Annotated in this window: 21 protein-coding genes; 13 read left to right on the top strand and 8 right to left on the bottom strand. The window is 75.0% G+C overall.

Annotated features, from left to right (window positions below):
• Positions 1–2 precede the first annotated feature (2 nt).
• Positions 3–812 carry a MerR family transcriptional regulator gene (locus ND486_RS14250; protein WP_208819397.1) on the bottom strand — a complete coding sequence of 270 codons (810 nt, stop codon included), beginning with the start codon at positions 810–812 and terminating at the stop codon, positions 3–5.
• An 87-nt stretch (positions 813–899) separates the two neighbouring features.
• Between ND486_RS14250 and ND486_RS14245 the strand changes: the two genes are divergently transcribed.
• From ND486_RS14245 to ND486_RS14235, 3 genes are read left to right on the top strand one after another with little or no spacing between them, the layout of a single operon-like run.
• A complete protein-coding gene (locus ND486_RS14245; RefSeq protein ID WP_251784738.1) occupies positions 900–1,958 on the top strand; it encodes a ferredoxin reductase in 1,059 nt (352 codons plus the stop codon).
• A gap of 29 nt (positions 1,959–1,987) precedes the next feature.
• Positions 1,988–3,169, top strand: a complete 1,182-nt coding sequence (locus tag ND486_RS14240; protein WP_224403115.1) for an acyl-CoA desaturase — start codon at positions 1,988–1,990, stop codon at positions 3,167–3,169.
• A 47-nt stretch (positions 3,170–3,216) separates the two neighbouring features.
• On the top strand, positions 3,217–3,648 hold the full coding sequence (locus tag ND486_RS14235; RefSeq protein WP_251784737.1) for a hypothetical protein: 432 nt from the start codon (positions 3,217–3,219) through the stop codon (positions 3,646–3,648).
• Between the two features lie 13 nt (positions 3,649–3,661).
• Here the strand turns inward: ND486_RS14235 and ND486_RS14230 are convergent, their stop codons facing one another.
• Complete coding sequence (locus ND486_RS14230; protein WP_251784736.1) at positions 3,662–4,042, bottom strand: nuclear transport factor 2 family protein; 381 nt, start codon at positions 4,040–4,042, stop codon at positions 3,662–3,664.
• A 141-nt stretch (positions 4,043–4,183) separates the two neighbouring features.
• Here ND486_RS14230 and ND486_RS14225 point away from each other — a divergent pair, with 141 nt between their 5' ends.
• Positions 4,184–4,990 carry a helix-turn-helix domain-containing protein gene (locus ND486_RS14225; RefSeq protein WP_308016734.1) on the top strand — a complete coding sequence of 269 codons (807 nt, stop codon included), beginning with the start codon at positions 4,184–4,186 and terminating at the stop codon, positions 4,988–4,990.
• A 7-nt stretch (positions 4,991–4,997) separates the two neighbouring features.
• On the opposite strand, the gene ND486_RS14220 is transcribed toward ND486_RS14225, so the two are convergent.
• Both ND486_RS14220 and ND486_RS14215 read right to left on the bottom strand, forming a co-directional pair.
• Positions 4,998–6,173 (bottom strand): acyl-CoA dehydrogenase family protein, encoded by a 1,176-nt coding sequence (locus ND486_RS14220; protein ID WP_226365887.1) that lies wholly within the window; start codon positions 6,171–6,173, stop codon positions 4,998–5,000.
• 90 nt (positions 6,174–6,263) lie between these two features.
• Positions 6,264–7,139: an alpha/beta fold hydrolase gene (locus ND486_RS14215; RefSeq protein WP_251784735.1), complete on the bottom strand. Its 876-nt coding sequence runs from the start codon at positions 7,137–7,139 to the stop codon at positions 6,264–6,266.
• A gap of 66 nt (positions 7,140–7,205) precedes the next feature.
• Here ND486_RS14215 and ND486_RS14210 point away from each other — a divergent pair, with 66 nt between their 5' ends.
• Positions 7,206–9,179 carry a TIGR03960 family B12-binding radical SAM protein gene (locus ND486_RS14210; RefSeq protein ID WP_251784734.1) on the top strand — a complete coding sequence of 658 codons (1,974 nt, stop codon included), beginning with the start codon at positions 7,206–7,208 and terminating at the stop codon, positions 9,177–9,179.
• Positions 9,172–9,720, top strand: coding sequence for a GNAT family N-acetyltransferase (locus ND486_RS14205; RefSeq protein ID WP_208819388.1), 549 nt, complete (start codon positions 9,172–9,174; stop codon positions 9,718–9,720). The genes ND486_RS14210 and ND486_RS14205 overlap by 8 nt, the downstream gene beginning before the upstream one ends.
• Here the strand turns inward: ND486_RS14205 and ND486_RS14200 are convergent.
• Together ND486_RS14200 and ND486_RS14195 are read right to left on the bottom strand one after the other, a co-directional pair.
• The gene (locus ND486_RS14200) at positions 9,663–10,151 is read right to left on the bottom strand and encodes a hypothetical protein (protein WP_251784733.1); all 489 of its coding nucleotides are present in this window, start codon (positions 10,149–10,151) and stop codon (positions 9,663–9,665) included. The genes ND486_RS14205 and ND486_RS14200 overlap by 58 nt on opposite strands.
• A gap of 75 nt (positions 10,152–10,226) precedes the next feature.
• Positions 10,227–11,042: a class I SAM-dependent methyltransferase gene (locus tag ND486_RS14195; protein WP_251784732.1), complete on the bottom strand. Its 816-nt coding sequence runs from the start codon at positions 11,040–11,042 to the stop codon at positions 10,227–10,229.
• A 94-nt stretch (positions 11,043–11,136) separates the two neighbouring features.
• On the opposite strand from ND486_RS14195, the gene ND486_RS14190 reads away from it, so the two are divergent.
• The 7 genes from ND486_RS14190 (at position 11,137) to ND486_RS14160 (ending at position 20,255) form a co-directional block, all read left to right on the top strand.
• Positions 11,137–11,955 (top strand): TIGR03936 family radical SAM-associated protein, encoded by an 819-nt coding sequence (locus ND486_RS14190; protein WP_179760648.1) that lies wholly within the window; start codon positions 11,137–11,139, stop codon positions 11,953–11,955.
• A 168-nt stretch (positions 11,956–12,123) separates the two neighbouring features.
• The gene (locus ND486_RS14185; RefSeq protein WP_251784731.1) at positions 12,124–15,495 is read left to right on the top strand and encodes a translation initiation factor IF-2 N-terminal domain-containing protein; all 3,372 of its coding nucleotides are present in this window, start codon (positions 12,124–12,126) and stop codon (positions 15,493–15,495) included.
• Between the two features lie 181 nt (positions 15,496–15,676).
• A complete protein-coding gene (rplU, locus tag ND486_RS14180; RefSeq protein WP_020624746.1) occupies positions 15,677–15,982 on the top strand; it encodes a 50S ribosomal protein L21 in 306 nt (101 codons plus the stop codon).
• 12 nt (positions 15,983–15,994) lie between these two features.
• Positions 15,995–16,252: a 50S ribosomal protein L27 gene (gene rpmA / locus ND486_RS14175; RefSeq protein WP_020624745.1), complete on the top strand. Its 258-nt coding sequence runs from the start codon at positions 15,995–15,997 to the stop codon at positions 16,250–16,252.
• Positions 16,253–16,371: 119 nt separating this feature from the next.
• Complete coding sequence (obgE, locus tag ND486_RS14170) at positions 16,372–17,871, top strand: GTPase ObgE (RefSeq protein WP_251784730.1); 1,500 nt, start codon at positions 16,372–16,374, stop codon at positions 17,869–17,871.
• A gap of 7 nt (positions 17,872–17,878) precedes the next feature.
• Complete coding sequence (gene proB, locus ND486_RS14165; RefSeq protein WP_251784729.1) at positions 17,879–18,991, top strand: glutamate 5-kinase; 1,113 nt, start codon at positions 17,879–17,881, stop codon at positions 18,989–18,991.
• 25 nt (positions 18,992–19,016) lie between these two features.
• On the top strand, positions 19,017–20,255 hold the full coding sequence (locus ND486_RS14160; protein WP_251784728.1) for a methyltransferase domain-containing protein: 1,239 nt from the start codon (positions 19,017–19,019) through the stop codon (positions 20,253–20,255).
• Between the two features lie 167 nt (positions 20,256–20,422).
• On the opposite strand, the gene ND486_RS14155 is transcribed toward ND486_RS14160, so the two are convergent.
• Both ND486_RS14155 and ND486_RS14150 read right to left on the bottom strand, forming a co-directional pair.
• On the bottom strand, positions 20,423–20,788 hold the full coding sequence (locus ND486_RS14155) for a hypothetical protein (protein ID WP_251784727.1): 366 nt from the start codon (positions 20,786–20,788) through the stop codon (positions 20,423–20,425).
• A gap of 3 nt (positions 20,789–20,791) precedes the next feature.
• On the bottom strand, positions 20,792–21,328 hold the full coding sequence (locus ND486_RS14150; protein ID WP_251784726.1) for a DUF4333 domain-containing protein: 537 nt from the start codon (positions 21,326–21,328) through the stop codon (positions 20,792–20,794).
• Positions 21,329–21,380: the final 52 nt, after the last annotated feature.

The raw sequence follows: 21,380 nt of genomic DNA, 5'->3' as shown, positions 1-21,380 counted from the left end.
GGTCAGGACGGCTCCGCCCCGTCCGCGGACGGCCCCGCGGCGTCGGGTGCGACCGTGGGGCCCGCGCTCGTGGTCTTCACGTTGCGCACGATGTCGCGGCCGAAGGTGACGTCGACCCGCTCGGCCACGGCCAGCTCCAGCACGGCGATCATGACCTCGCCGGAGATGCGGCGCATCCGCTCGATCGTCTCGTAGACGCGCGGCCACTGGTCGTCGGGACGGCCCTCGGCGTCGAAGGGCTGCCAGATCTCGCCGAGGAACAGGTCGACGTAGAGCCGGGCGACGGCGTCGGCGTGCTTGCGCAGCTGCTCCACGACGTCGAGCGAGCGGGTGATCGGGATGCCGAGACCGGTCAGCTCGGCGGCGGCGTTCATCAGCCGCGGGCTGATCTCCTCGTAGGTGTCGTCGCCCAGCTCGCGCAGCAGGCCCATCTTGACCCCGCGCTTGGCGACGCCGACGTCGGTGCTCTCGTACCGTTCGGCGAGCTCGGCGAGGTGCACGATCTGCCGGTCCTCGGGCGCGAACAGCGCGCGGACGGTCCGGATGAACTGCACGACCTGCTCGGTGGAACCACCGGTGGTGTCGAGCAGCTTCTTGATCGTGTCGAGTTTGACGCCCTCGTCCTGCAGGTCCTGGATCAGCTCCAGACGCGCCGCGTGACCGGGTCCGTAGTAGCCCGTCCGGGCCTTGACCTGCGGCGGGGGCAGCAGCCCCCGGGACTGGTAGGCGCGGATGTTGCGCACCGTGACACCGCTGGACCGCGCCAGCTCGTCGATGGTGCGCCAGTCCGCCGACTCCGGGTCCTCGACCATGACACGGAGAATAACAGGCGGGCATGTGACACAGGATCCAGGCGACCCCGGTTGCTATGTGACATCGGACCGTGCACAGTTGATGTCATGTTCCGATCCGCTCCAGGCACGACCACGCGCCGCCGGGGCCTGCTGGCCGCCGCGAGCGCCCTCACGACCCCGCTGCTGCCCGAGGACTTCCTGACGCTGGTCGACCCGCTCTGGTCGACCACGTCGCTGCGCGGCCGGGTCGTCGCCCGTCGCCGCGAGACCGGCCGTGCGGTCTCGGTGACCATCGAGCCCGGGCGCGCCTGGGCCGGGCACCGCGCCGGCCAGTACGTCGGCATCGGCGTCGAGGTCGACGGCGTCCGGCTCACCCGGAGCTACTCGCTGACCTCCCCCGAGGGCGCGGAGCACCTCACCGTGACCGTGCAGGAGGTCGACGGCGGCGCCGTGTCGCCGACCCTGGTCCGCGACCTGCCGATCGGCACGATCGTCGAGCTCGACCCGGCGGCGGGCGGTTTCGTCCTGCCCGACCCGCTCCCGGAGAAGCTGCTGTTCGTCACCGCGGGCAGCGGCATCACCCCGGTGATGGGCATGCTGCGCACGCTCGACCGCGCCGGGACGATGCCCGACGTCGTGCTCGTGCACGGCGCCCGCACGCCGGAGGACACGATCTTCCGCGCCGAGCTGGCCGGCCTCGCCGCGCGGCACCCGTCGCTGCGGGTCGTGCTGCGCCACAGCGCCGTCTCCGGGCGGCTCGACCCCGCGACCCTCGACGCCGCCGTCGCCGACCGGGCCGACCGGGCCGTGTACGCCTGCGGCCCCGACGGCCTGCTCGACGCGCTGGAGGACGCCTGGGACGGCGTCACCGCCGAGCGCTTCACCCCGCCGGCCCGCGCCACCGAGGGCACCGGCGGCACCGTCGACCTCGGCGGCGACGACGTCGTCGTCGAGTCCGGCCAGAGCCTCCTCGAGGCGGGGGAGGCCGCCGGGAAGCTCATGCCCAGCGGCTGCCGGATGGGCATCTGCTTCGGCTGCGTGCTGCCGCTGCGCGAGGGCCGGGTGCGCGACCTGCGCACCGGCGAGGCGCACGGCGAGCCCGGCGACCTGGTCCAGACCTGCATCAACTCCGCGTGCGGGCCCGCCCGCATCGACCTTCCCTGACACACCCGCTCCGACCGAAGGAGGTCCTCATGACCGCCGTCCTGGAGAACCCCACGCACGCCGAGCCCGGCCCCGAGGAGACCGGCCGCGAGCAGCACCCGCAGCGCCCGGTGCTGGAGCTCGTGCCGTCGTCGCGCCGCGAGGACGTGGCCGCGACCACCGACCTGACCGCCGAGCAGATCGAGGAGCTCGGCCGTCGCCTCGACGCGATCCGTGACCGGGTCCTCGCCGAGCGCGGCGCCTCGGACGCCGAGTACATCCGCGGCGTCATCCGCAAGCAGCGGGCGCTGGAGATCGGCGGCCGCGCGCTGCTGTTCGCCGGTGTCCTGCCCCCGGCCTGGATCGCCGGGACCGCCATGCTCTCGATCGCCAAGATCCTCGAGAACATGGAGATCGGGCACAACGTCATGCACGGCCAGTGGGACTGGATGCGTGACCCGAAGATCCACTCGTCGACCTGGGAGTGGGACAACGTCTCGTCCTCGGCGGAGTGGAAGCACTCGCACAACTACATGCACCACACCTACACCAACGTCGTCGGCAAGGACCGCGACGTGGGCTACGGGATCCTGCGGCTGTCCGAGGAGCAGCGGTGGACGCCGTACTACCTGGGCAACCCGCTGTACAACCTCCTGCTCAGCCTGTTCTTCGAGTACGGCGTCGCGCTGCACGACCTCGAGGTCGAGAAGGTCGTGGCGGGGGAGAAGCCGCTGAGCCGGGTGTGGCAGCAGGTCAAGTCGATCGGTCGCAAGACCGGGCGCCAGATCCTGAAGGACTACGTCGCGTTCCCCGCGCTGGCCGGGCCGTTCTTCCTGCCGGTGCTCGCGGGCAACCTCACCGCGAACCTGGTGCGCAACGTCTGGTCGCACGCGGTCATCTTCTGCGGGCACTTCCCGACCGGCGCGGTGCAGTTCACCGAGGAGCAGCTGGAGGACGAGAGCCGCGGCGAGTGGTACGTCCGTCAGCTGCTGGGCTCGGCCAACCTCGAGGGCGGCCGGTTCTTCCATCTGATGACCGGCCAGCTGTCCTTCCAGATCGAGCACCACCTGTTCCCCGACCTGCCCAGCAACCGCTACGCCGAGATCGCGCCCGAGGTGCGGGAGCTGTGCCGGGAGTACGGGCTGGAGTACACGACCGGGCCGCTGTGGAAGCAGTACATGCAGGTCCTGGGCACGATCAACCGACTGGCCCTGCCGAACGGGAAGCGCTGATAGCTTCCGTTCCGTCCGATCCGTCCGGGTCGGCGGAGGGGGCGGTCGTGCGGCACCTGGTGGGGATCCTGGTCGGGCTCGTCGGGACGGCGGTGGCGCTGGTCGTCGCCGGTGCGGGGATGGGCACCGCCTACGAGTCGATGATGCGGATGGACCTCGACCGGGTCCCCGCGGGCTCGGGCCTGCTGCTCGTCGGCGGGCTGCTCCTGGGCGCGGTGGTGCTCGCCGCGCGCCTGTCCCCGGGCGCACCGCTGACCGGGGCCGTACTGCTCCTGGCCGGCTCGGCGTGGACGCTGTTCGACCCGCAGGCGCCGTTCGTGCTGGGCCGGGGGCTCGGCTACCTCCTGAGCCTGCAGTACGGGATGCTCCTGGCCGGGCTGCTGGCCGTGGCCGCGTTCGCCGTCCCGCGGCGGCGGGCCGAACCCGGCCCGCCGCCGTCCTGGGCGCACGGCCCGTCGTCGGGGCCGGTCGTCCACTGACCGGCCCGGCCCGTTACAGGGCGGGGACGACGTCGAGGAAGCCGTGCACCTGCGCGATCCGGCCGTCGCCGTCGGTCACGATGACGTCGAACCCGACCACCGGAGGCTCGGCGCCCGCCGCGAAGACCTCCGGCGGCGCCGCCTGCCAGCGGAACCGCGCCCGGTCGTGGTGCGCGTCGACCTCGCCGTGCAGCCGGAACTCGAACCCGGCCAGCTTCTCCCGGGCCGCGTCCAGGAACCCGGCGACGCCGTCGTGCCCGGTGACGTCGGCGAGCGGGTCGGTGTAGCGGACGTCGGTGGTGAACAGCTCGGCGACGCGGGCCTTCCGCGCCGTCGGGTCGGCCTCGTCGAACGCCGCGACGTAGCGCTCGGCGAGGGCGGTGAAGTCGGTCATCCCTACCTCCTGGGTGGTGCGGTTCGGACCTCACCGAGCCTGCTGCCACCGCCGCCGCGGCGCGATGACCTGCGGGGTAACCGGATCCGCCTACTCCGCAGGTAGTCGTCGCGACGCCCGGGCCCGGCTAGCGTCGGCCCGGTGAACGACACCGATGTCCGTCCGGCCCGCACCGCGGGACCGGGGGAGATGCTGCGGTTCTGGCGGGGCCGCCGCCGGCGCAGCCAGCTCGACCTGGCGCTCGCGGCGGGGGTCTCGGCGCGGCACCTCAGCTTCGTCGAGACCGGCCGTTCGGGCGCGAGCAGGGAGTTGCTGGGCGCGCTCGCCGACGCGCTGGAGATCCCGCTGCGGGAGCGGAACGCGCTGTTCCTGGCCGCCGGCTACGCCCCCGCCTACACCGAACGGTCGCTCGACGACCCGGACCTCGCACCCGTGCGGGAGGCGCTGGCGCGGCTCGTCGCCGCGCACGACCCGTACCCGGCCCTCGTCGTGGACCGGTGGGGCGACGTCCGGCTCGCCAACGCCGCGGCCTCGGCGCTGCTGAGCGGCCTCGACCCGGCGGTGCTCGGGCCGCCGCCGAACGTGCACCGGGTCTGCCTGCACCCCGCCGGGCTCGCGCCGCGCATCCGCAACCTCGCCCAGTGGCGGGGGCACCTGCTGCACCGGCTCGAACGGCAGGTGCGGATGACCGCGGACCGGCGGCTCGTCGCGCTGCTCGCCGAGTGCCGGGACCACCCCGCACCCGAGGAGACCGCGCTGCCGTCGCCGGGCTCGGACGTGCTGCTGCCGCTGGTCCTCGACACCGACGACGGCACGCTGAGGTTCCACTCGGTGGTCTCGACCTTCGGCGCACCGCACGACGTCACCCTCGCCGAGCTGGCGCTGGAGACCTTCCTGCCTGCCGACGACGCCACGCGCGCCGCCCTCACCGCCCGCGCCGGCCGGTGAGCCCCGCTCAGCCCGCGACGCCCGGGGACAGCGACAGCACCGGCACCGTCCCGTTCAGCGCGAAGGCCCCGACCACCTGCTGCTTGTAGACGATCGGGTTGTGCACGGCGAGGGTGCGCGCGTTGCGCCAGTGCCGGTCCAGCGCCCGGTCGACGTCGACGGTGGACGCGCCGCCGACCTCGAACAGCTCCGAGGTCGCGTCCAGCACCAGCTGCGGCACCGTCGACTGGGCCCGGTACACGTCGAGCTCGGCGGCCGGGCCGTGGCCGGGCTCGGACAACGCCCGCTCCAGCGAGGCGGCCGCGGCGTCGACGACGGCGGCGACGGTGAACGCGGCCGCGTCGACCTTCCCGACGACCTGCTGCACCAGCGGGTCGTCCCGGGGCAGGTCGGCGTTGCCGTAGGGCCAGTTGCGGCGCCGGTCGCGGACGTAGGCGGCGGCGTCGTCGGCGGCGCGGCGGGCGATCCCGGCCAGCGCCGCCAGCTGCACCAGCTGCAGGAACCCCTGCCGGACCGGCTGGTGGGCATCGGTCGGCGCGGGCCGGACCTGGGCCGGGTCGACCTCGACCGCGGTGAACCGGGTCGTGCCGCTGGCGGTCAGCTTCTGCCCGAACCCGCGCCAGTCGTCGACCCGCTCGACACCGGGCGCGGAGGTCTCCACCAGCACGCTCACCCGGCTGCCGTCCTCGTCGAGCGCGACGACGTCGACGAGGTCGGCGTAGAGCGTGCCGGTGCAGTAGAACTTCTCGCCCTCGAGCAGCAGCCTGTCCCCGTCGCGGCGCAGCACCGTGGTGGAGGAGTTGCGCACGACGCCGCCGCGCTCGGAGATGGCGTTGCCGACGAGCCGGCCGGCCGCGACCTGCTCCAGCCGACCGCGCAGCACCGGGTCGTCGGCGGCACCGGCCGACCACAGCTCGGCGAACAGCAGGTGCGTCCGCAGCGCCTGCGGGATGTTCGAGTCCGCCGCGCCCAGCTCGACGAGCAGCGCGAAGAGCTGGCGCAGCGAGGCCCCCGCGCCGCCGGCCTCGACCGGCAGCCGGACCGCGCCGAACCCGGCGTCGCGCAGGGCGGCGATCTCCTCGACGGGCAGCCTGCGGCTCAGCTCGCGCTCCACCGCGCCGGCGGCGATCTTCTCGAACAGCGGGCGGAACCGGGCGTGCAGCTCGGCGTCGGTCACGGGCACGGGGGTCTCCTGGGAGTTCGGGGACGCGCGTGGGGAGCAGGTCGGCGCCAGCGTAGGTGCCCGGCCCGCCGGTCCGCCGTGACCCGTGCCTCAGCGGGCGTGCGCCCGGGCGGCGGTCCGCACGATCCCCTCGACGAGCTCCGGCCAGACCCACCGCGGCAGGTCGTGGCCCATCCCCGGCACCTCCACCAGCTCGGCGCCCGGGACGGCCGCGGCGGTCGCACGGCCCCCGTCGGGGCGGATGACCCGGTCCTCGCACCCGTGCAGCACCAGCGCCGGGCAGGTCAGCGCCCGCAGGTCCGCGGTCCGGTCCCGCTCGGCGACGATCGCCGCCAGCTGCCTGCCGGCCCCGCTGCCGTCGCCGGTCTCGCGGGCCTGCGCCCGCCGGAACGTGACGCGGACGTCCTCGTCGTCCACGGCGGTCCGGTCGTGGGAGCCGATCCGGCGGAACGACCGGACCATGCCCTCGACCGGGTCCGCGGGCGGCGGGCGCAGGAACTCCGGCAGCATCCGCGGCGCGGTCCGCCCGGTGCCGTCGCCGGGGCGGCCCATCACCGAGGTCAGCGACCGGACCAGGCCGGGGTGGCGGATCGCGGTCTCCTGGGCGACCGAGGCCCCCAGCGAGGCACCGACCACGTGCGCCCCGGACGGCGCGACCCGGGCGATCAGCCCGCCGGTGTCGTCGGCCATGTCGGCCAGGGTGTAGACCGGCCGGGCCCGGCGGGTCAGGAACCCCCACGCCGAGATCCCGGGGCCGGACAGGTGCGTCGAGCGGCCGACGTCGCGGTTGTCGAACCGCACCACCCGGAACCCGCGGCCGGCCAGGGCGGTGCAGAGGTCCTCGCGCCACCAGTCCAGCGACAGACCCAGGCCCATCACCAGGACCACCACCGGGTCGGCCGGGTCGCCGAAGGACTGGTGGCACAGCCGGACCGCGCCGACGTCGGTGTACTGCTCGGGTTCCACACCCCGCGTTCGGTCGGGCGCGACCCGCCGGTTCGTCCCGAACGGACGTGGCTACCCTGGTGCAGCGTGGCACCCACCTCCGTATTCCCCGCCCTGGAGCCGATCCTGCCCCGCGTCGCCAAGCCGGTGCAGTACGTCGGCGGTGAGGGGAACTCGCAGGTCAAGCCGTGGGACTCCGCGGCCGTCCGCTGGGCACTGCTCTATCCGGACGCCTACGAGGTCGGCCTGCCCAACCAGGGCGTCCAGATCCTGTACGAGGTCCTCAACGAGCGCGCCGACGCACTGGCCGAGCGCTGCTACGCGGTCTGGCCCGATCTCGAGGCCCTGATGCGCGAGTCGGGGGTGCCGTCGTTCACCGTCGACGCCCACCACGCGGTCGGTGACTTCGACGTCCTCGGCGTCTCGTTCTCCACCGAGCTCGGATACACCAACCTGCTCACCACGCTCGACCTGGCGGGGATCCCGCTGCACGCCCGGGACCGCGACGAGAGCCACCCGGTCGTCGTCGCCGGTGGGCACGCGGCGTTCAACCCGGAGCCGGTCGCGGACTTCGTCGACGTCGCCGCGCTCGGTGACGGCGAGGAGGTCGTCGGCGACATCACCGACGTCGTGCGGGACTGGAAGGAGCAGGGACGCCCGGGCGGGCGCCGGGAGCTGCTGCTGCGGCTGTCGTCGACGCCGGGCTGCTACGTGCCGTCCCTCTACGACGTGACCTACGCCGACGACGGTCACATCGCCGCCGTCACCCCGGCCGACGAGCGGGTCCCCGCGAGCGTGCAGAAGCGCACCACGATCGAGCTGGACGACTGGCCGTACCCGAAGAAGCCGCTGGTCCCGCTGGCCGAGACCGTGCACGAGCGGGCCAGCGTCGAGATCTTCCGCGGCTGCACCCGCGGCTGCCGGTTCTGCCAGGCCGGGATGATCACCCGCCCGGTGCGGGAGCGGTCGCTGCAGGGCGTCGGCGAGATGGTCGACGCCGCCGTGCGGGCCTCGGGCTTCGACGAGGTCGGTCTGCTGTCGCTGTCGAGCGCCGACCACTCCGAGATCGCCGAGATCACCAAGGGTCTCGCCGACCGCTACGAGGGCACCAACACCTCGCTGTCGCTGCCGAGCACCCGGGTCGACGCGTTCAACATCGACCTGGCCAACGAGATCTCGCGCAATGGCCGTCGCTCGGGGCTGACCTTCGCCCCCGAGGGCGGCTCCGAGCGCATCCGCCGCGTGATCAACAAGATGGTCTCCGAGGACGACCTCATCCGGACCTGCGCCGAGGCGTTCTCCCAGGGCTGGAGGCAGGTCAAGCTGTACTTCATGTGCGGGCTGCCCACCGAGACCGACGAGGACGTCCTGGAGATCGCCGGGATGGCCTACCGGGTGATCGAGGCCGGGCGGAGGGCGTCGGGGCGCAACGACGTCCGCTGCACCATCTCCATCGGCGGGTTCGTCCCGAAGCCGCACACCCCGTTCCAGTGGGCCGCGCAGTGCCACCCCGAGGTCGTCGACTCCCGGCTGCGCAAGCTGCGCGAGGCGGTCAACGCCGACCGGAAGATCGGCCGCAACATCGGCATGCGCTACCACGACGGCGAGCCCTCGCTGATCGAGGGACTGCTCGCCCGTGGCGACCGCCGGGTCGGCGCCGTCATCGAGAAGGTCTGGCGCGACGGCGGCCGGTTCGACGGCTGGTCCGAGCACTTCTCCTACCGCCGCTGGGTCGACTCCGCCGCCGAGGCCCTGGAGCCGCAGGGGGTGTCGCTGGACTGGTTCACCACCCGCGAGCGCGACGCCGACGAGATCCTGCCCTGGGACCACCTCGACTCCGGCCTGGAGCGCGACTGGCTCTGGGAGGACTGGCAGGACGCGCTCGACGGCCGCGAGCAGGACGACTGCCGCTGGACGCCGTGCTTCGACTGCGGCGTCTGCCCGTCCACCGGTACCGACATCGAGGTCGGACCCAGCGGGACCACCCTGCTGCCGCTGACCGTGGTCAACCCGACGGCCTCGGCCGCGGGGTCGCTCGGGGGCGCACACCCGGGTGACTGAGAACGGACTGTCCTCGATCCCGGACCCGGCCGTCGCCGACGCCGACGGATCCTCCTGGGAGTACGGCGGAAGGCGCCTGCGGGTCCGGGTCGCCGACGAGCGTGACGTCGCCGCGCTCGCCCGGCTGCGCCGCCTCTGGCTGGAGGAGCGCGCCGGGCGACCGGTCGAGGACCCGTCGTTCGCCGAGTCGTTCGCCGCCTGGTGGCGGGTCGAGCAGCCGCGGCGGGCGTTCTGGGTGGCCGAGGCGGGCAGTGACCGCGCCGGGTGGACACCGGTCGGGTCGATCAACGTGCTGGAGACCGTGCAGATGCCCCGCCCCGGGGGCCGTGGCACGCGCAGCGGGCAGGTCGGCAACGCCTTCGTCCTCGCCGCGTTCACCGAGGCGGGGGTGCCGCGGGTGCTGCTCGCGGCGGTCGTCGCGCACGCCAGGGCCCGCGGGTACCGGCGGCTGATGCTCGCCCCGACCGCGGGGAGCGCCGCGTTCTACCGGCGTGCCGGGTTCCGGCCCGCCGGCGACGCGCTGCTGGTGCTGGAGCAGTAGACCTCCTGCAGCCGCTGCCCGGCGCGGGACAGGTCGAGCCGGCGGCCGTGCAGCCAGGCGGCGAACTCCGGCACGTCCGGCTCGCAGCCCTCCAGCAGCGGCAGCGTCGCCTCGGCGACCGGCCAGTACCGCGGCCGTCGCCCGGCCAGCACGTCGAGCACGTCGACGACCGTCCCCTCGGCCGGCTCGACGCGCAGCGGGTCACCACCGAGCCGTAGCGCGTTCCCGGTGGCCCGCCGCGCCCGGCTGAGCGTCCAGCGCAGCGCGGCCCCCGGGTCCTCGGCACCGGGGAACAGGAGCCCGACGGCGCGGCAGCGCGGGACCGGGCCGCTGCTGCACAGCACGAGCGCCAGCAGCGCCCACGGCTTGCGGCCCCGGACCGGTTCCGCGGCGCCCGCGCGGGGCGGGCCGAGCAGCCGGACGACGGTCACACGGCACCTCCCTGCCCGCAGGGGGAGGATGACACCGCAGCCGGGCCGCGGGAACCGGCCGTTCGGCCCCTCCTCTCAGAGGCGAACGGCCGTGACCAGCAGGTACTCGGAGTCCCAGTGGTCGCCGGTGCGGGCGGCGGTCAGGTGGTGGAGGAACGCGGCGTCCAGCTCGGCGGTCCGTTCCGGGTCGTCGGCGATGCGGGCGTAGGTGGTGACGATCGGCCCGTAGCGCTGCTTCCACCAGTCGCGGAACGCGGCCGGGGAGTCGGTGACCGCGAACCGGGCGGACCCCAGCGAGGTGTGCAGGTCCCGCACCCCGTCCCCGAGCAGCGTGCGGACGTGTGCCTCGTCCCCCCAGCGGACCGGCGGTGCCGAGCCGGGCGGCGGGGCGGGCACGAACGGGCGCAGCGTGGCGAGCAGCCCACCGACGAACCCGCCCGGCGTCCAGGAGAGCAGCCCGATCCGGCCGCCCGGACGGCAGACCCGCAGCAGCTCGGCCGCCGCCCGCTCGTGGAACGGGGCGAACATCACGCCCACGCAGGACAGCACGACGTCGAACGCGGCGTCGGGGAAGGGCAGCGCCTGGGCGTCGGCCTCGACCCACTCGAGCGCGGCCCCCCGGTCCGCGGCGAGCCGGGCGCCGACGGTCAGCAGCTCCGGGGTCAGGTCCGCGGCGACGACCGTGGCGCCGCGCAGCGCGGCCGGGATCGCCGCGTTGCCGGTGCCCGCGGCGATGTCGAGGACCCGGTCACCGGGGCCGACGGTCACCGCGTCGACGACGACCTCGCCCAGGCCGGGTATGAGTTCGGCCGCGACGGCCGGGTAGTCGCCGGAGGCCCACACGGCGCGGTGGGCCGCGCCGAGCGTGCCGAGGTCGGGAACGATGGTCATGGTGGGGTGCTCCTCCCGAGCGGCTGGTCGCCCCGCGAGGATCGGCGCGGACCGTGTGCCCGACCGTGTGCACACCCCTCCTAGACTCGGGTGCATGGCGCGCGTGAAGGCAGGAGCGGCGGCGAACCCGGCACCCCCGACGGTGCAGCGGGTCCGCCTGCGCTTCGCCAAGCGCGGACGGCTGCGGTTCCTCTCGCACCGCGACGTGGCCCGCAGCTTCGAACGCGCGGTCCGCCGGGCCGGTGTCCCGGTCTCGCACTCGCACGGCTTCAGCCCGCACCCGCGGCTGTCCTGGGTCGGCGCCGCCCCGACCGGGGCGGCCAGCGAGGCCGAGTACGTCGAGATGGGGCTGACCCGCGAGGTCGACCCGGAGCTGGTCCGGGAGGCCATGGACCGGGCGCTGCCCGACGGGCTCGACGTCGTCGCGGCGGCGGTCGCGACGCCGCCCGCGCTGGCCGACCGGATCGACGCCGCCCGCTGGCGGCTCGAGATCCGCGGGCTCGACCCCGCCGAGGTGCGGTCCGCGGTCGAGCGGTTCCTCGCCGAGACCTCGGTCGTGGTGACCCGGGTGACCCCGTCCGGGCGCAAGGAGATCGACGTGCGCGCCGCCGTCGTGACTCTGTCGGTCGAACCGCAGGTGAACGGCACACCGGCCGATCATGACCCGTCCGGGGCGGCGGGTTCCCCGGGTTCGGTCACCGACTGTGCGATACTGACGGCGGTCGTACGGCTGACGACACCGACCGTCCGACCCGATGACGTACTGGGCGCGCTCACCGTCGTCGCAGACCTGGCGCCGCCGGTACCGGTGACGGCCACCCGGTTGGCGCAGGGCCTGCTCGACGACGGGGGCGACCTGGTGGATCCGCTCGGTGCGGTCCCGGCGACCCGGGCCCGGCCGGACGGTTCCTGACACGGACGGCACTTCCCGCCTCCGGTCCGGCGTCGAGCACCATCCCCGAAGACCGGGGAGCGACACCAGATGTGCCGTACCGCGCAACCCGCGCGAGCTGCGGAACGTACGCGCAAGGTCCCTGAGCGGCCGCCTCCGACGTGAGGCGCCCGGGGGCGAAGGAGCTGAATGTCCGTGAACGACGCGCCCGCCGGTAGCACCGGCGGGCTCTCCGAGCTGCCGGAGAAGATGCGGGTCCACGCCCTGGCCAAGCTGCTGGGCACGGCGAGCCGCGATGTCCTGGCGACCCTGGTCGGTCTGGGCCAGGAGGTCCGTAGCGCCCAGTCCAGCATCACCCGTGCGACGGCCGAGCAGGTCGTCGCGGCGCTGCGCCCGGTCACGGACGCCGCCGGGGCCACCTCCCCGGACCCCGCCGACGGTGCCGAGCCCGCCGCGGCGGAGCCCGCCCCCGCGGCCGGCGCGCCGGACGCCGCCCTCGCCGAGGCCGCGGCCGTACTCGACATCGGCCCCGCCGACGCCGGGGACGCGACCACCGAGGTCCCGGCGAACCCGTTCGACACCGGTTCCGGTGCCTCCCGGGGCGGGTCCGCGCCCGCACTGGCGCCGGTCTTCGCCGTCCCGATGTTCCAGGCCCCCACCGCCCAGGGCACCGCGCAGACCGCCCCGGCGGCGGCCGAGCCCGCCGGCGACGACGCGGCCGAGCAGCCCGGTGGCGAGGACGGCACCGACGGCGGCCCCCGCCGCGGCCGCAAGAGCCGCCGCCGCAAGGACCGCGACACCGACACCACCGCGGCGCCGGCCGCGGACACCGGGGCCACCACCCCGGCCGCCGACGACGCCGACGCCGACGGGACCACCGACGCCGACGACCGGGGCGACGGCTCCGACGACGACGGCGAGGACGAGAACGGCAACCGTCGCCGCCGCCGCCGGGGCCGTCGTGGCCGCGGCCGCGGCAAGGGCGGCGAGGACTCCGGCGAGGACGGTGACGACTCGGAGGACTCCGACGAGTCCGGTTCCGAGGACCCCGGTTCCACCGGGGCCGACTCCGAGGACTCCGACGACGCCGACGACGACTCCGACGAGCAGTCCTCGGGCGGCTCGCGCCGGCGGCGGCGCCGTCGTCGTCGCGGGGGGTCCGACGTCGAGGACCGTTCCGAGGACGACCCGCCCAACACCGTCACCCGGGTCCGCGAGGCCCGGAGCGAGTCCCGCCAGGACTCCGGGTCGTCCTCCGACGACCAGGTCCAGGGCGTGCGCGGCTCCACCCGGCTCGAGGCCAAGCGCCAGCGCCGGCGGGACGGCCGTGACGCGGGCCGCCGCCGTCCGCCGATCCTGTCCGAGTCGGAGTTCCTGGCCCGGCGCGAGTCGGTCGACCGCCAGATGGTGATCCGCCAGCGCTCCGACCGCACCGAGATCGGCGTGCTCGAGGACGACATCCTCGTCGAGCACTTCATCACCGGCGGCAACTCCGGCAGCTCGATGGTCGGCAACGTCTACCTCGGCCGCGTGCAGAACGTGCTGCCCTCGATGGAGGCGGCCTTCGTCGACATCGGGCGCGGCCGCAACGCCGTGCTCTACGCCGGTGAGGTCGACTGGGACGCCGCCGGCCTCAACGGCAAGGCGCGCAAGATCGAGCAGGCGCTGTCCTCCGGCGACCAGGTGCTGGTGCAGGTCACGAAGGACCCGGTCGGCCACAAGGGCGCCCGGCTGACCACGCAGATCTCCCTCGCCGGCCGCTTCCTGGTCTACGTGCCCTCCGGCGGCGCCGCGGGGATCTCCCGCAAGCTGCCCGACACCGAGCGCAAGCGCCTCAAGGAGATGCTGAAGGAGATCGTCCCGGCCGACGCCGGTGTGATCATCCGGACCGCCTCCGAGGGTGTCTCGCACGAGGCCCTCGAGCGCGACGTCCGCCGCCTGCAGGCGCAGTGGGAGGTCGTCAAGGAGAAGGCGAACAAGACCGGCCCGGGTGCGCCCAAGGCCCCGACGCTCCTCTACGAGGAGCCGGACATGCTGGTCAAGGTCGTCCGCGACCAGTTCAACGAGGACTTCTCGAAGCTGATCGTGTCCGGCGCCGACGCCTGGGACACCGTGTCCGGCTACGTCGGGCACGTCGCGCCCGAGCTCACCGACCGGATGCACCGCCACACCGGCCCGTCCGACGTCTTCACCGAGTACCGGATCGACGAGCAGCTGCTCAAGGCGCTGGACCGCAAGGTCTGGCTACCCTCGGGCGGCACCCTGGTGATCGACCGGACCGAGGCGATGACCGTCGTCGACGTCAACACCGGCAAGTTCACCGGCTCCGGCGGCAACCTCGAGGAGACCGTCACCCGCAACAACCTGGAGGCGGCCGAGGAGGTCGTCCGCCAGCTGCGGCTGCGTGACATCGGCGGGATCATCGTCGTCGACTTCATCGACATGGTGCTCGAGGCGAACCGGGACCTGGTCCTGCGCCGCCTCACCGAGTGCCTCGCCCGGGACCGCACCCGCCACCAGGTCGCCGAGGTGACCTCGCTCGGCCTGGTCCAGATGACCCGCAAGCGGGTCGGCGGCGGGCTGCTGGAGCACTTCTCCACCACCTGCGAGCACTGCCGCGGGCGGGGCGTGATCGTCTCGACCGACACCGGGCCGGACCACCAGCACGGCCGTTCCGGCAACGGCGCGCAGCACGGGAACGGCTCCGGCAACGGGAACGGCAACGGCGGCGGCTCCGGCAACGGGTCCGGCTCCGGGAACGCCGGCAACGGCGACTCCGACGGCGGCGGGCGTCGCCGTCGTCGCCGCGGCGGCAACGGCAACGGCGAGTCCGGCAACGGCGAGTCCGGCCACGGCGCCTCCGGGAACGGGGACGCCGACCGCCACGACGCCGACCGCCACGCGCCCGACCGCAACGGCTCCGGGCACCGCAACGGTGCCGACCGTGCCGAGGACCGGGACGGCTCCGGCGACACCGGGCGCGTCGACGCCGCCGCGGGTGCCGCGGCCGTCGCCGCGGGCAGCACCCCGAAGGGCGACGACGGCGCGGCCGCCGGGTCCACCGGGGTCTCCGTGCCGGCCACGGCCGACACCACCGTCACCGACGCCGCACCCGCACCGGCCCCGGCCGACGACGAGACCGTCGTCGCCGAGCCGCGCGGTGAGCTCACCGGTTCGGCCACCCCGGTGGTCGCCGAGCCCACCGGGGCCCCGCAGGCCGCGACACCGGCCCAGGACGTGGCCCCTGCCCAGGACGTGGCCCCGGAGCCGGCGGGGACGACCCCCGCCGCCCCGGAGCCCGACGCACCCGCACCGCGCCGCCGCCGGGTCAGCCGCTCCGCCGGCGCCCCGGTCCGCGGTGGTGAGGCGGTGGTCATCACGACCGCCTCGACGCCGGAGGAGTCCGCTCCGCCGGCGGCCACGGCGGCACCGGCCGACGCGGGAACGGCGGCCGCTCCGGCCGTCGCCGCGCAGCCGGAGCCCGCCGCGGCCGTCACCCGTACCCGCCGTCCACGCCGGGCGGCCTCCCGTCCGGCGGGTCCGCCCCAGGACGGAGGGTGACGGCGACCCCGGCGGAGAGCACTCCGACGGGGTCGCGTAACCTTGACCGACAGAAGCCACGCCTCTGCACACGACAGTGTTCGGCACGGGGGCCGTGGTGTGCGCGCCGGGGACCGGCGCGAGCTGTGAAAGCCCGAGCGCACCAGATGCGCCCCCGATGTTCAGGAGTCGTGCGTCAGCGATGTACGCGATCGTCAAGACCGGCGGCAAGCAGTACAAGGTGGCCGTCGACGACGTGGTCACCGTCGAGAAGCTCGACGGTGAGCCCGGCGCCGAGATCATTCTGCCCGCCGTGCTGCTCGTCGACGGCGACCAGGTGACCACCGACGCCAGCGGCCTCACCTCCGCGGTGACGGCCACCGTCGTCGAGCACACCAAGGGTCCGAAGATCCGGATCCACAAGTTCAAGAACAAGACCGGGTACCACAAGCGTCAGGGGCACCGTCAGCCCCTGACGAAGGTCCAGGTCACCGCGATCGGCAAGTAAGGAGCCCGCGTCATGGCACACAAGAAGGGTGCGTCCAGCTCCCGTAACGGTCGCGACTCCAACGCCCAGTACCTGGGTGTGAAGCGTTTCGGCGGCCAGTCGGTCAAGGCCGGCGAGATCCTCATCCGTCAGCGCGGCACCGCCACCCACCCGGGTGTCAACGTCGGGCGCGGCAAGGACGACACGCTGTTCGCCCTCGCCGCCGGGACCGTCGAGTTCGGTTCCAAGCGCGGCCGCAAGACCGTGAACATCGTGCCGGCCGAGGTCTGAGCGACCCGCCAGCACAGCGACGCCGACGGCGGGTCACCCCGGTAACGGGGGGCCCGCCGTTCGTCGTGTCACCACCCACCGCGGCCCCGCCGCGGAACGACAACGACAGGAGCACCGTCATGTCCCGGTTCGTGGACCGCGTCGTGCTGCACGCGACCGCGGGTGCCGGGGGCAACGGCTGCGCCTCGGTACACCGCGAGAAGTTCAAGCCGCTCGGCGGCCCCGACGGCGGCAACGGCGGCCGGGGCGGCTCGGTCGTGCTCGTCGTCGACGCGGGTGTGCACACCCTGCTCGACTACCACCACCGCCCCCGCGCGGAGGCGAAGAACGGCACCCAGGGGCAGGGCGCGTTCAAGCAGGGCGCGAACGCCCCGGACCTGGAGCTGCGGGTGCCCGACGGCACCGTCGTGCTCGACGCCGGCGGCGAGGTCGTCGCCGACCTGGTCGGTGTCGGCACCCGGTTCGTCGCCGCCGAGGGCGGACGGGGCGGGCTCGGCAACGCCGCGCTGTCCTCCGCCGCCCGCAAGGCCCCCGGCTTCGCGCTGCTCGGTGAGCCCGGCGACGAGGTCGAGCTGACCCTGGAGCTGCGCAGCCTCGCCGACGTCGGCCTCGTCGGGTTCCCCAGCGCGGGCAAGTCCTCGCTGGTGGCGGCCCTGTCCGCGGCCCGCCCGAAGATCGCCGACTACCCGTTCACCACCCTCGTGCCCCAGCTCGGCGTGGTCAGCGCGGGGGACGACACCTTCACCGTCGCCGACGTCCCCGGCCTGATCCCGGGCGCCGCCGACGGCCGCGGCCTCGGCCTCGAGTTCCTGCGCCACATCGAGCGCTGCTCGGTGCTGGTGCACGTCGTGGACTGCGCGACCTTCGAGACCGAGCGCGACCCGGTGTCCGACATCGAGGCGCTGGAGACCGAGCTGGCGCATTACGCCGAGGCCCTCGGCACCAGCGCGCTGGGGGAGCGGATCGACCAGCGCCCGCGCCTGGTCGCGCTCAACAAGATCGACGTCCCGGACGCCGCGGACCTGGTCGACATGGTCCGCGAGGACCTGACCGAGCGCTTCGGCTGGCCGGTGTTCGCGATCTCCACCGCGTCCCGGGCCGGGCTGCGGGAGCTGAGCTTCGCGATGGCCGAGCGGGTCGCCGCGGCCCGTGCCGCGCGCCCGGACGCCGAGCCGAGCCGGATCGTGCTGCGCCCGCGCGCCGTCGACGACACCGGCTTCACCATCACGCCCGACCCGGAGCTCGACGGCGGGTTCGTCGTGCGCGGGGAGCGCCCCGAGCGGTGGATCCGCCAGACCGCGTTCGAGAACGACGAGGCCGTCGGCTACCTCGCCGACCGGCTCGCCCGGCTCGGCGTGGAGGAGGCGCTCGCCAAGGCCGGAGCCGTCCCCGGCTGCCCGGTCACCATCGGCCAGGTCACCTTCGACTGGGAGCCGTCCACCCCGGCCGGCGTCGCCGCCCTGCTCACCGGGCGCGGCACCGACATCCGGCTGGAGGGCAACGACCGGGTCGGCGCCGCCGAGCGCAAGCGCGCCCGGGTCGCGCGCCGGAACCACCTGTCCGACGCCGAGCTCGCCGCGGGCGCCCGCTACTCGTCGGACCACGAGATCGAGGAGTGAGACCCGCGTGAGCACGCGCGCCGCACTGGGTGCGGCGAAGCGGATCGTGGTGAAGGTCGGGTCGTCGTCACTGACGAGCCTGACCGGTGGTCTCGACCCGGCCCGGCTCGACGCCCTGGTCGACGCCCTGGTGGGGCGCCGCGCCGCCGGTGCGCAGGTCGTGCTCGTCTCCTCGGGGGCGATCGCGGCCGGCCTCGCGCCGTTGCAGCTGCGCCGCCGGCCGCGGGACCTGGCGACCCAGCAGGCCGCCGCGTCGGTCGGGCAGCTGCTGCTCGCCCACGCCTACTCGGCGTCGTTCGCCCGGCACGGGCAGGGCATCGGGCAGGTGCTGCTCACCGCCGACGACATGATCCGCCGCTCGAACTACCGCAACGCCCAGCGCACCCTCGAGCGGCTGCTGCAGCTCGGGTCGCTGCCGGTGGTCAACGAGAACGACACCGTCGCCACCGCCGAGATCCGGGTGGGCGACAACGACCGGCTCGCCGCGCTCGTCGCGCACATCGTCGGCGCCGACGCGCTCGTGCTGCTCTCCGACGTCGACGGCCTCTACGACGGCCACCCGCGCGACCCCGGGACGTCGCTGATCACCGAGGTCGACGACCCGGCCGAGCTCGCCGGGGTCAGCGTCACCCGCCCCGGGTCGGGACTGGGCACCGGCGGCATGGCCACCAAGGTCGAGGCGGCCGCGATGGCGTCGGCGGCCGGGATCCCGGTGCTGCTGACCTCCGCCGACCGGATCGCCGACGCCCTCGCCACCACCGAGGACGGCCCGAAGGTCGGCACGGTGTTCCGCGCCGCGGGGACCCGGATGGGTGCCCGCCGGTTCTGGCTGCGGCACGCCGCCGACGTCCGCGGGGCCCTCGACCTCGACGACGGCGCGGTCGAGGCCGTCCGCCGCCGTCGCCGCTCGCTGCTCGCCGCCGGGGTGCACGGCGTGTCCGGTGACTTCGACGCCGGCGACGTCGTCGAGCTGCTCGCCCCCGGTGGGCGGGCCATCGCGCGGGGTGTCGTCTCCTACGACGCGACCGAGCTGCCGCACATGATCGGCCGACGGACCCGCGAGCTGCCACCCGAGCAGCGGCGCGAGCTCGTCCACGCGGACGACCTCGTTCTGCTCTAGACGGCGGCAGGGGCACAATGCCCGCATGTCGGCCGACCGCGCCCGTTCCGCGCTGGTCGCGTCCCTGGTCCGCGACGGCCGGGTGCGCACCCCCGCGGTCCGCGCGGCACTGGAGACGGTGCCGCGCCACCTGTTCCTGCCCGCCCTCGACCCCGGCGGGGCCTACGCCGACGTCGCCGTCCCGATCAAGGTCGACGACGGCGTGACGGTCAGCTCGGTCTCCCAGCCGTCGATGGTCGCGATCATGCTGGAACAGCTGGAGGCCGGGCCGGGACACCGGGTGCTGGAGATCGGTGCGGGGGCCGGCTGGAACGCGGCGCTGCTGGCGGAGCTGGTCGGTCCGGACGGGGCCGTGACCACCCTCGACATCGACGACGACCTGGTCGCCGGGGCCCGGGCGAACCTGGACGCCGCCGGGTTCGACGGCGTCGACGTCGTCGTCGGGGACGGGGCGCTCGGGTACCCGCCCGCCGCGCCCTACGACCGGATCGAGCTGACCGTCGGCTCCACCGGCGTCCGGCCGGAGTGGGTCGCCCAGCTCGCGCCCGGTGGGCGGCTGCTGCTGCCGCTCACGGTGCGCGGCAGCCAGCTGTCGGTGGCGTTCGCCCACACCGCCCCGGGACGGCTGCACTCGCGGTCGGTGCGCAGCTGCGCGTTCGTCCGGCTGCGCGGGGAGGGCGCCGACCCGGGCGCCGAGGTCGCGCTTCCGGACGGCCGGTGGCGGGTGCAGCCCGCCTGCGGCTCCGACGACGCCGACGTCCCGGACCCGCGGGCGCTGGCCCGCGCGACCACCGGTGCGGGCACCGACCGGCCGGTGGCCGCGGCGGGCACGGTGGCGGACCTGTGGGACGGGCTCGGGCTGTGGTGCGCGGTCGCGGACCCGGGGGTGGTGCGGCTGTTCGGCCCGGCCGGGGGTGGGGTCGCACCGGCGCTGTTCGACCTCGGTGGCGTCCGCGCGACGCTGGGCCTGGTCGCGGGCGACGGGTGCGCGGTGCTGCTGGCGGACCCGGAGGCGACGGTGCGGGCCTGCGGGCCGGACGGTGACCTCGCCGCCGAGCGGCTGGCCGGGCTGGTCGCGGGGTGGGTCGACGCGGGCCGGCCGCACGCGGCGGACCTGCGGATCGAGGCGGTCGTCCCGTCGCTCGCCGGTCCCGGTGGCGGGGCGGAGCGCGGCTCCGGTGTGGACCGGGCCGGGCCGGGGGACGTGGTGGTGGACGGCGCGGGCACCCGGCTGACGCTGCGCTGGGGTCCGGCCACGGGCTGACACGCGGGGACACGGCCCGGAGCCGGGCCCGGGGCGACACGGTCCCGCACCGCTGCTGCGGCGCGGAGCCCGTGGCCCGGTGCCCCGGCCCACCGGCGTCCCCGGGCGGGCCGCCGGCGGACCCCGGGCCCGCCGGCGGCCCGCCCGCGGTGACCGGGGCACGGTGCTCACCGGGACCGGGTCGTCCGCTTCGGACCCGTCGTCTTCGTCGTGGTCCGCGGCGCCGCGGTCGCCCGGGGGGCCGGGGTCCGCGCGGCGGTGGTCCGCGGTGTGCCCGGGGACCGGGCGACGACTGTGCGGTGGTGGTCGTGGTCGTCGTCGTCGAGCGCGGAGACCGGCACCCACCGCGGCCCGGCCGGTGACACGACCGCCTCGGGCGCCGGGCAGGCGGCCGGGTCCACCTCCAGGTAGTCGTCGCCGTCGGCCTCCAGGACCCCGCACACCTGCCGTTCCGGTCCGGTCGAGCAGGCGGTCAGCGGGGCCCCGGCGACGACGACCAGTGCGAGTGCGGAGAGCCAGGTCGCGGTCCGCACGGCTCAGACCTGCTCGACGTCGAAGTTGACCAGACCGCCCTGGATCTCGGTCACGGTCGCGCGGACGTCGATCGAGTCCTCGCCGGAGGTGACGCGGCAGCCGACGGCCTGGCCGGTGGTGGGGGCGAGGTCGCCGTCGCAGGTGGTGGTGTCGATCGGGACGCCGGCGTTCTGCGCGACGAGCGAGCCGACGGTGTCCTGCAGCAGGGCCTTCGGCACCGGGCGGGGCTCGGTGGTGATGTCGAAGGAGACGTTGTCCCCGTCGACGGCGGTGACGGTGACGACCGCGCCGACCGGCTGGCCACCGGAGTGGAACTCGCAGGTCTGGCTCGCCCCGACGGTCGCGTCGAGGTCGGTGGCGCAGTCGGCCTTCCCGTTGTCGAGGGAGACGCCCTGCGCGCCCAGCTTGCTGACGATCTGCTGCTCGACGCTGTCCGCCGGGACGGAGGCGAGGCTGCAGGCCGTGGTGCCGAACAGGACGGTGCCGGTCGCCGCGGCGACCAGGCCGAGCCGGGCGAGGCTGCGCAGGGTGGCGTTCATGGTGTCTCCTCGGGTGGTGGCCCCGGCGGCCCGGGCGGCCGGTGGGGCGAAC

Origin of the sequence: Pseudonocardia sp. DR1-2, from assembly GCF_023717215.1 — a bacterium.
GTDB classification, from domain to species: domain Bacteria; phylum Actinomycetota; class Actinomycetes; order Mycobacteriales; family Pseudonocardiaceae; genus Pseudonocardia; species Pseudonocardia alni.
This window is presented reverse-complemented; position numbering and strand designations above follow the sequence as displayed.

What these genes read in the sequence shown, in the direction of transcription:
- ND486_RS14240 (WP_224403115.1), top strand. Translation starts at nt 1,988, where the DNA reads ATGACCGCCGTCCTGGAGAACCCCACGCACGCCGAGCCCGGCCCCGAG.
- ND486_RS14190 (WP_179760648.1), top strand. Translation starts at nt 11,137, where the DNA reads ATGGCGCGCGTGAAGGCAGGAGCGGCGGCGAACCCGGCACCCCCGACG.
- ND486_RS14230 (WP_251784736.1), bottom strand. Translation starts at nt 4,042, where the DNA reads ATGACCGACTTCACCGCCCTCGCCGAGCGCTACGTCGCGGCGTTCGAC.
- ND486_RS14195 (WP_251784732.1), bottom strand. Translation starts at nt 11,042, where the DNA reads ATGACCATCGTTCCCGACCTCGGCACGCTCGGCGCGGCCCACCGCGCC.
- ND486_RS14250 (WP_208819397.1), bottom strand. Translation starts at nt 812, where the DNA reads ATGGTCGAGGACCCGGAGTCGGCGGACTGGCGCACCATCGACGAGCTG.
- ND486_RS14185 (WP_251784731.1), top strand. Translation starts at nt 12,124, where the DNA reads ATGTCCGTGAACGACGCGCCCGCCGGTAGCACCGGCGGGCTCTCCGAG.
- ND486_RS14150 (WP_251784726.1), bottom strand. Translation starts at nt 21,328, where the DNA reads ATGAACGCCACCCTGCGCAGCCTCGCCCGGCTCGGCCTGGTCGCCGCG.
- rpmA (WP_020624745.1), top strand. Translation starts at nt 15,995, where the DNA reads ATGGCACACAAGAAGGGTGCGTCCAGCTCCCGTAACGGTCGCGACTCC.
- obgE (WP_251784730.1), top strand. Translation starts at nt 16,372, where the DNA reads ATGTCCCGGTTCGTGGACCGCGTCGTGCTGCACGCGACCGCGGGTGCC.
- rplU (WP_020624746.1), top strand. Translation starts at nt 15,677, where the DNA reads ATGTACGCGATCGTCAAGACCGGCGGCAAGCAGTACAAGGTGGCCGTC.
- ND486_RS14160 (WP_251784728.1), top strand. Translation starts at nt 19,017, where the DNA reads ATGTCGGCCGACCGCGCCCGTTCCGCGCTGGTCGCGTCCCTGGTCCGC.
- ND486_RS14245 (WP_251784738.1), top strand. Translation starts at nt 900, where the DNA reads ATGTTCCGATCCGCTCCAGGCACGACCACGCGCCGCCGGGGCCTGCTG.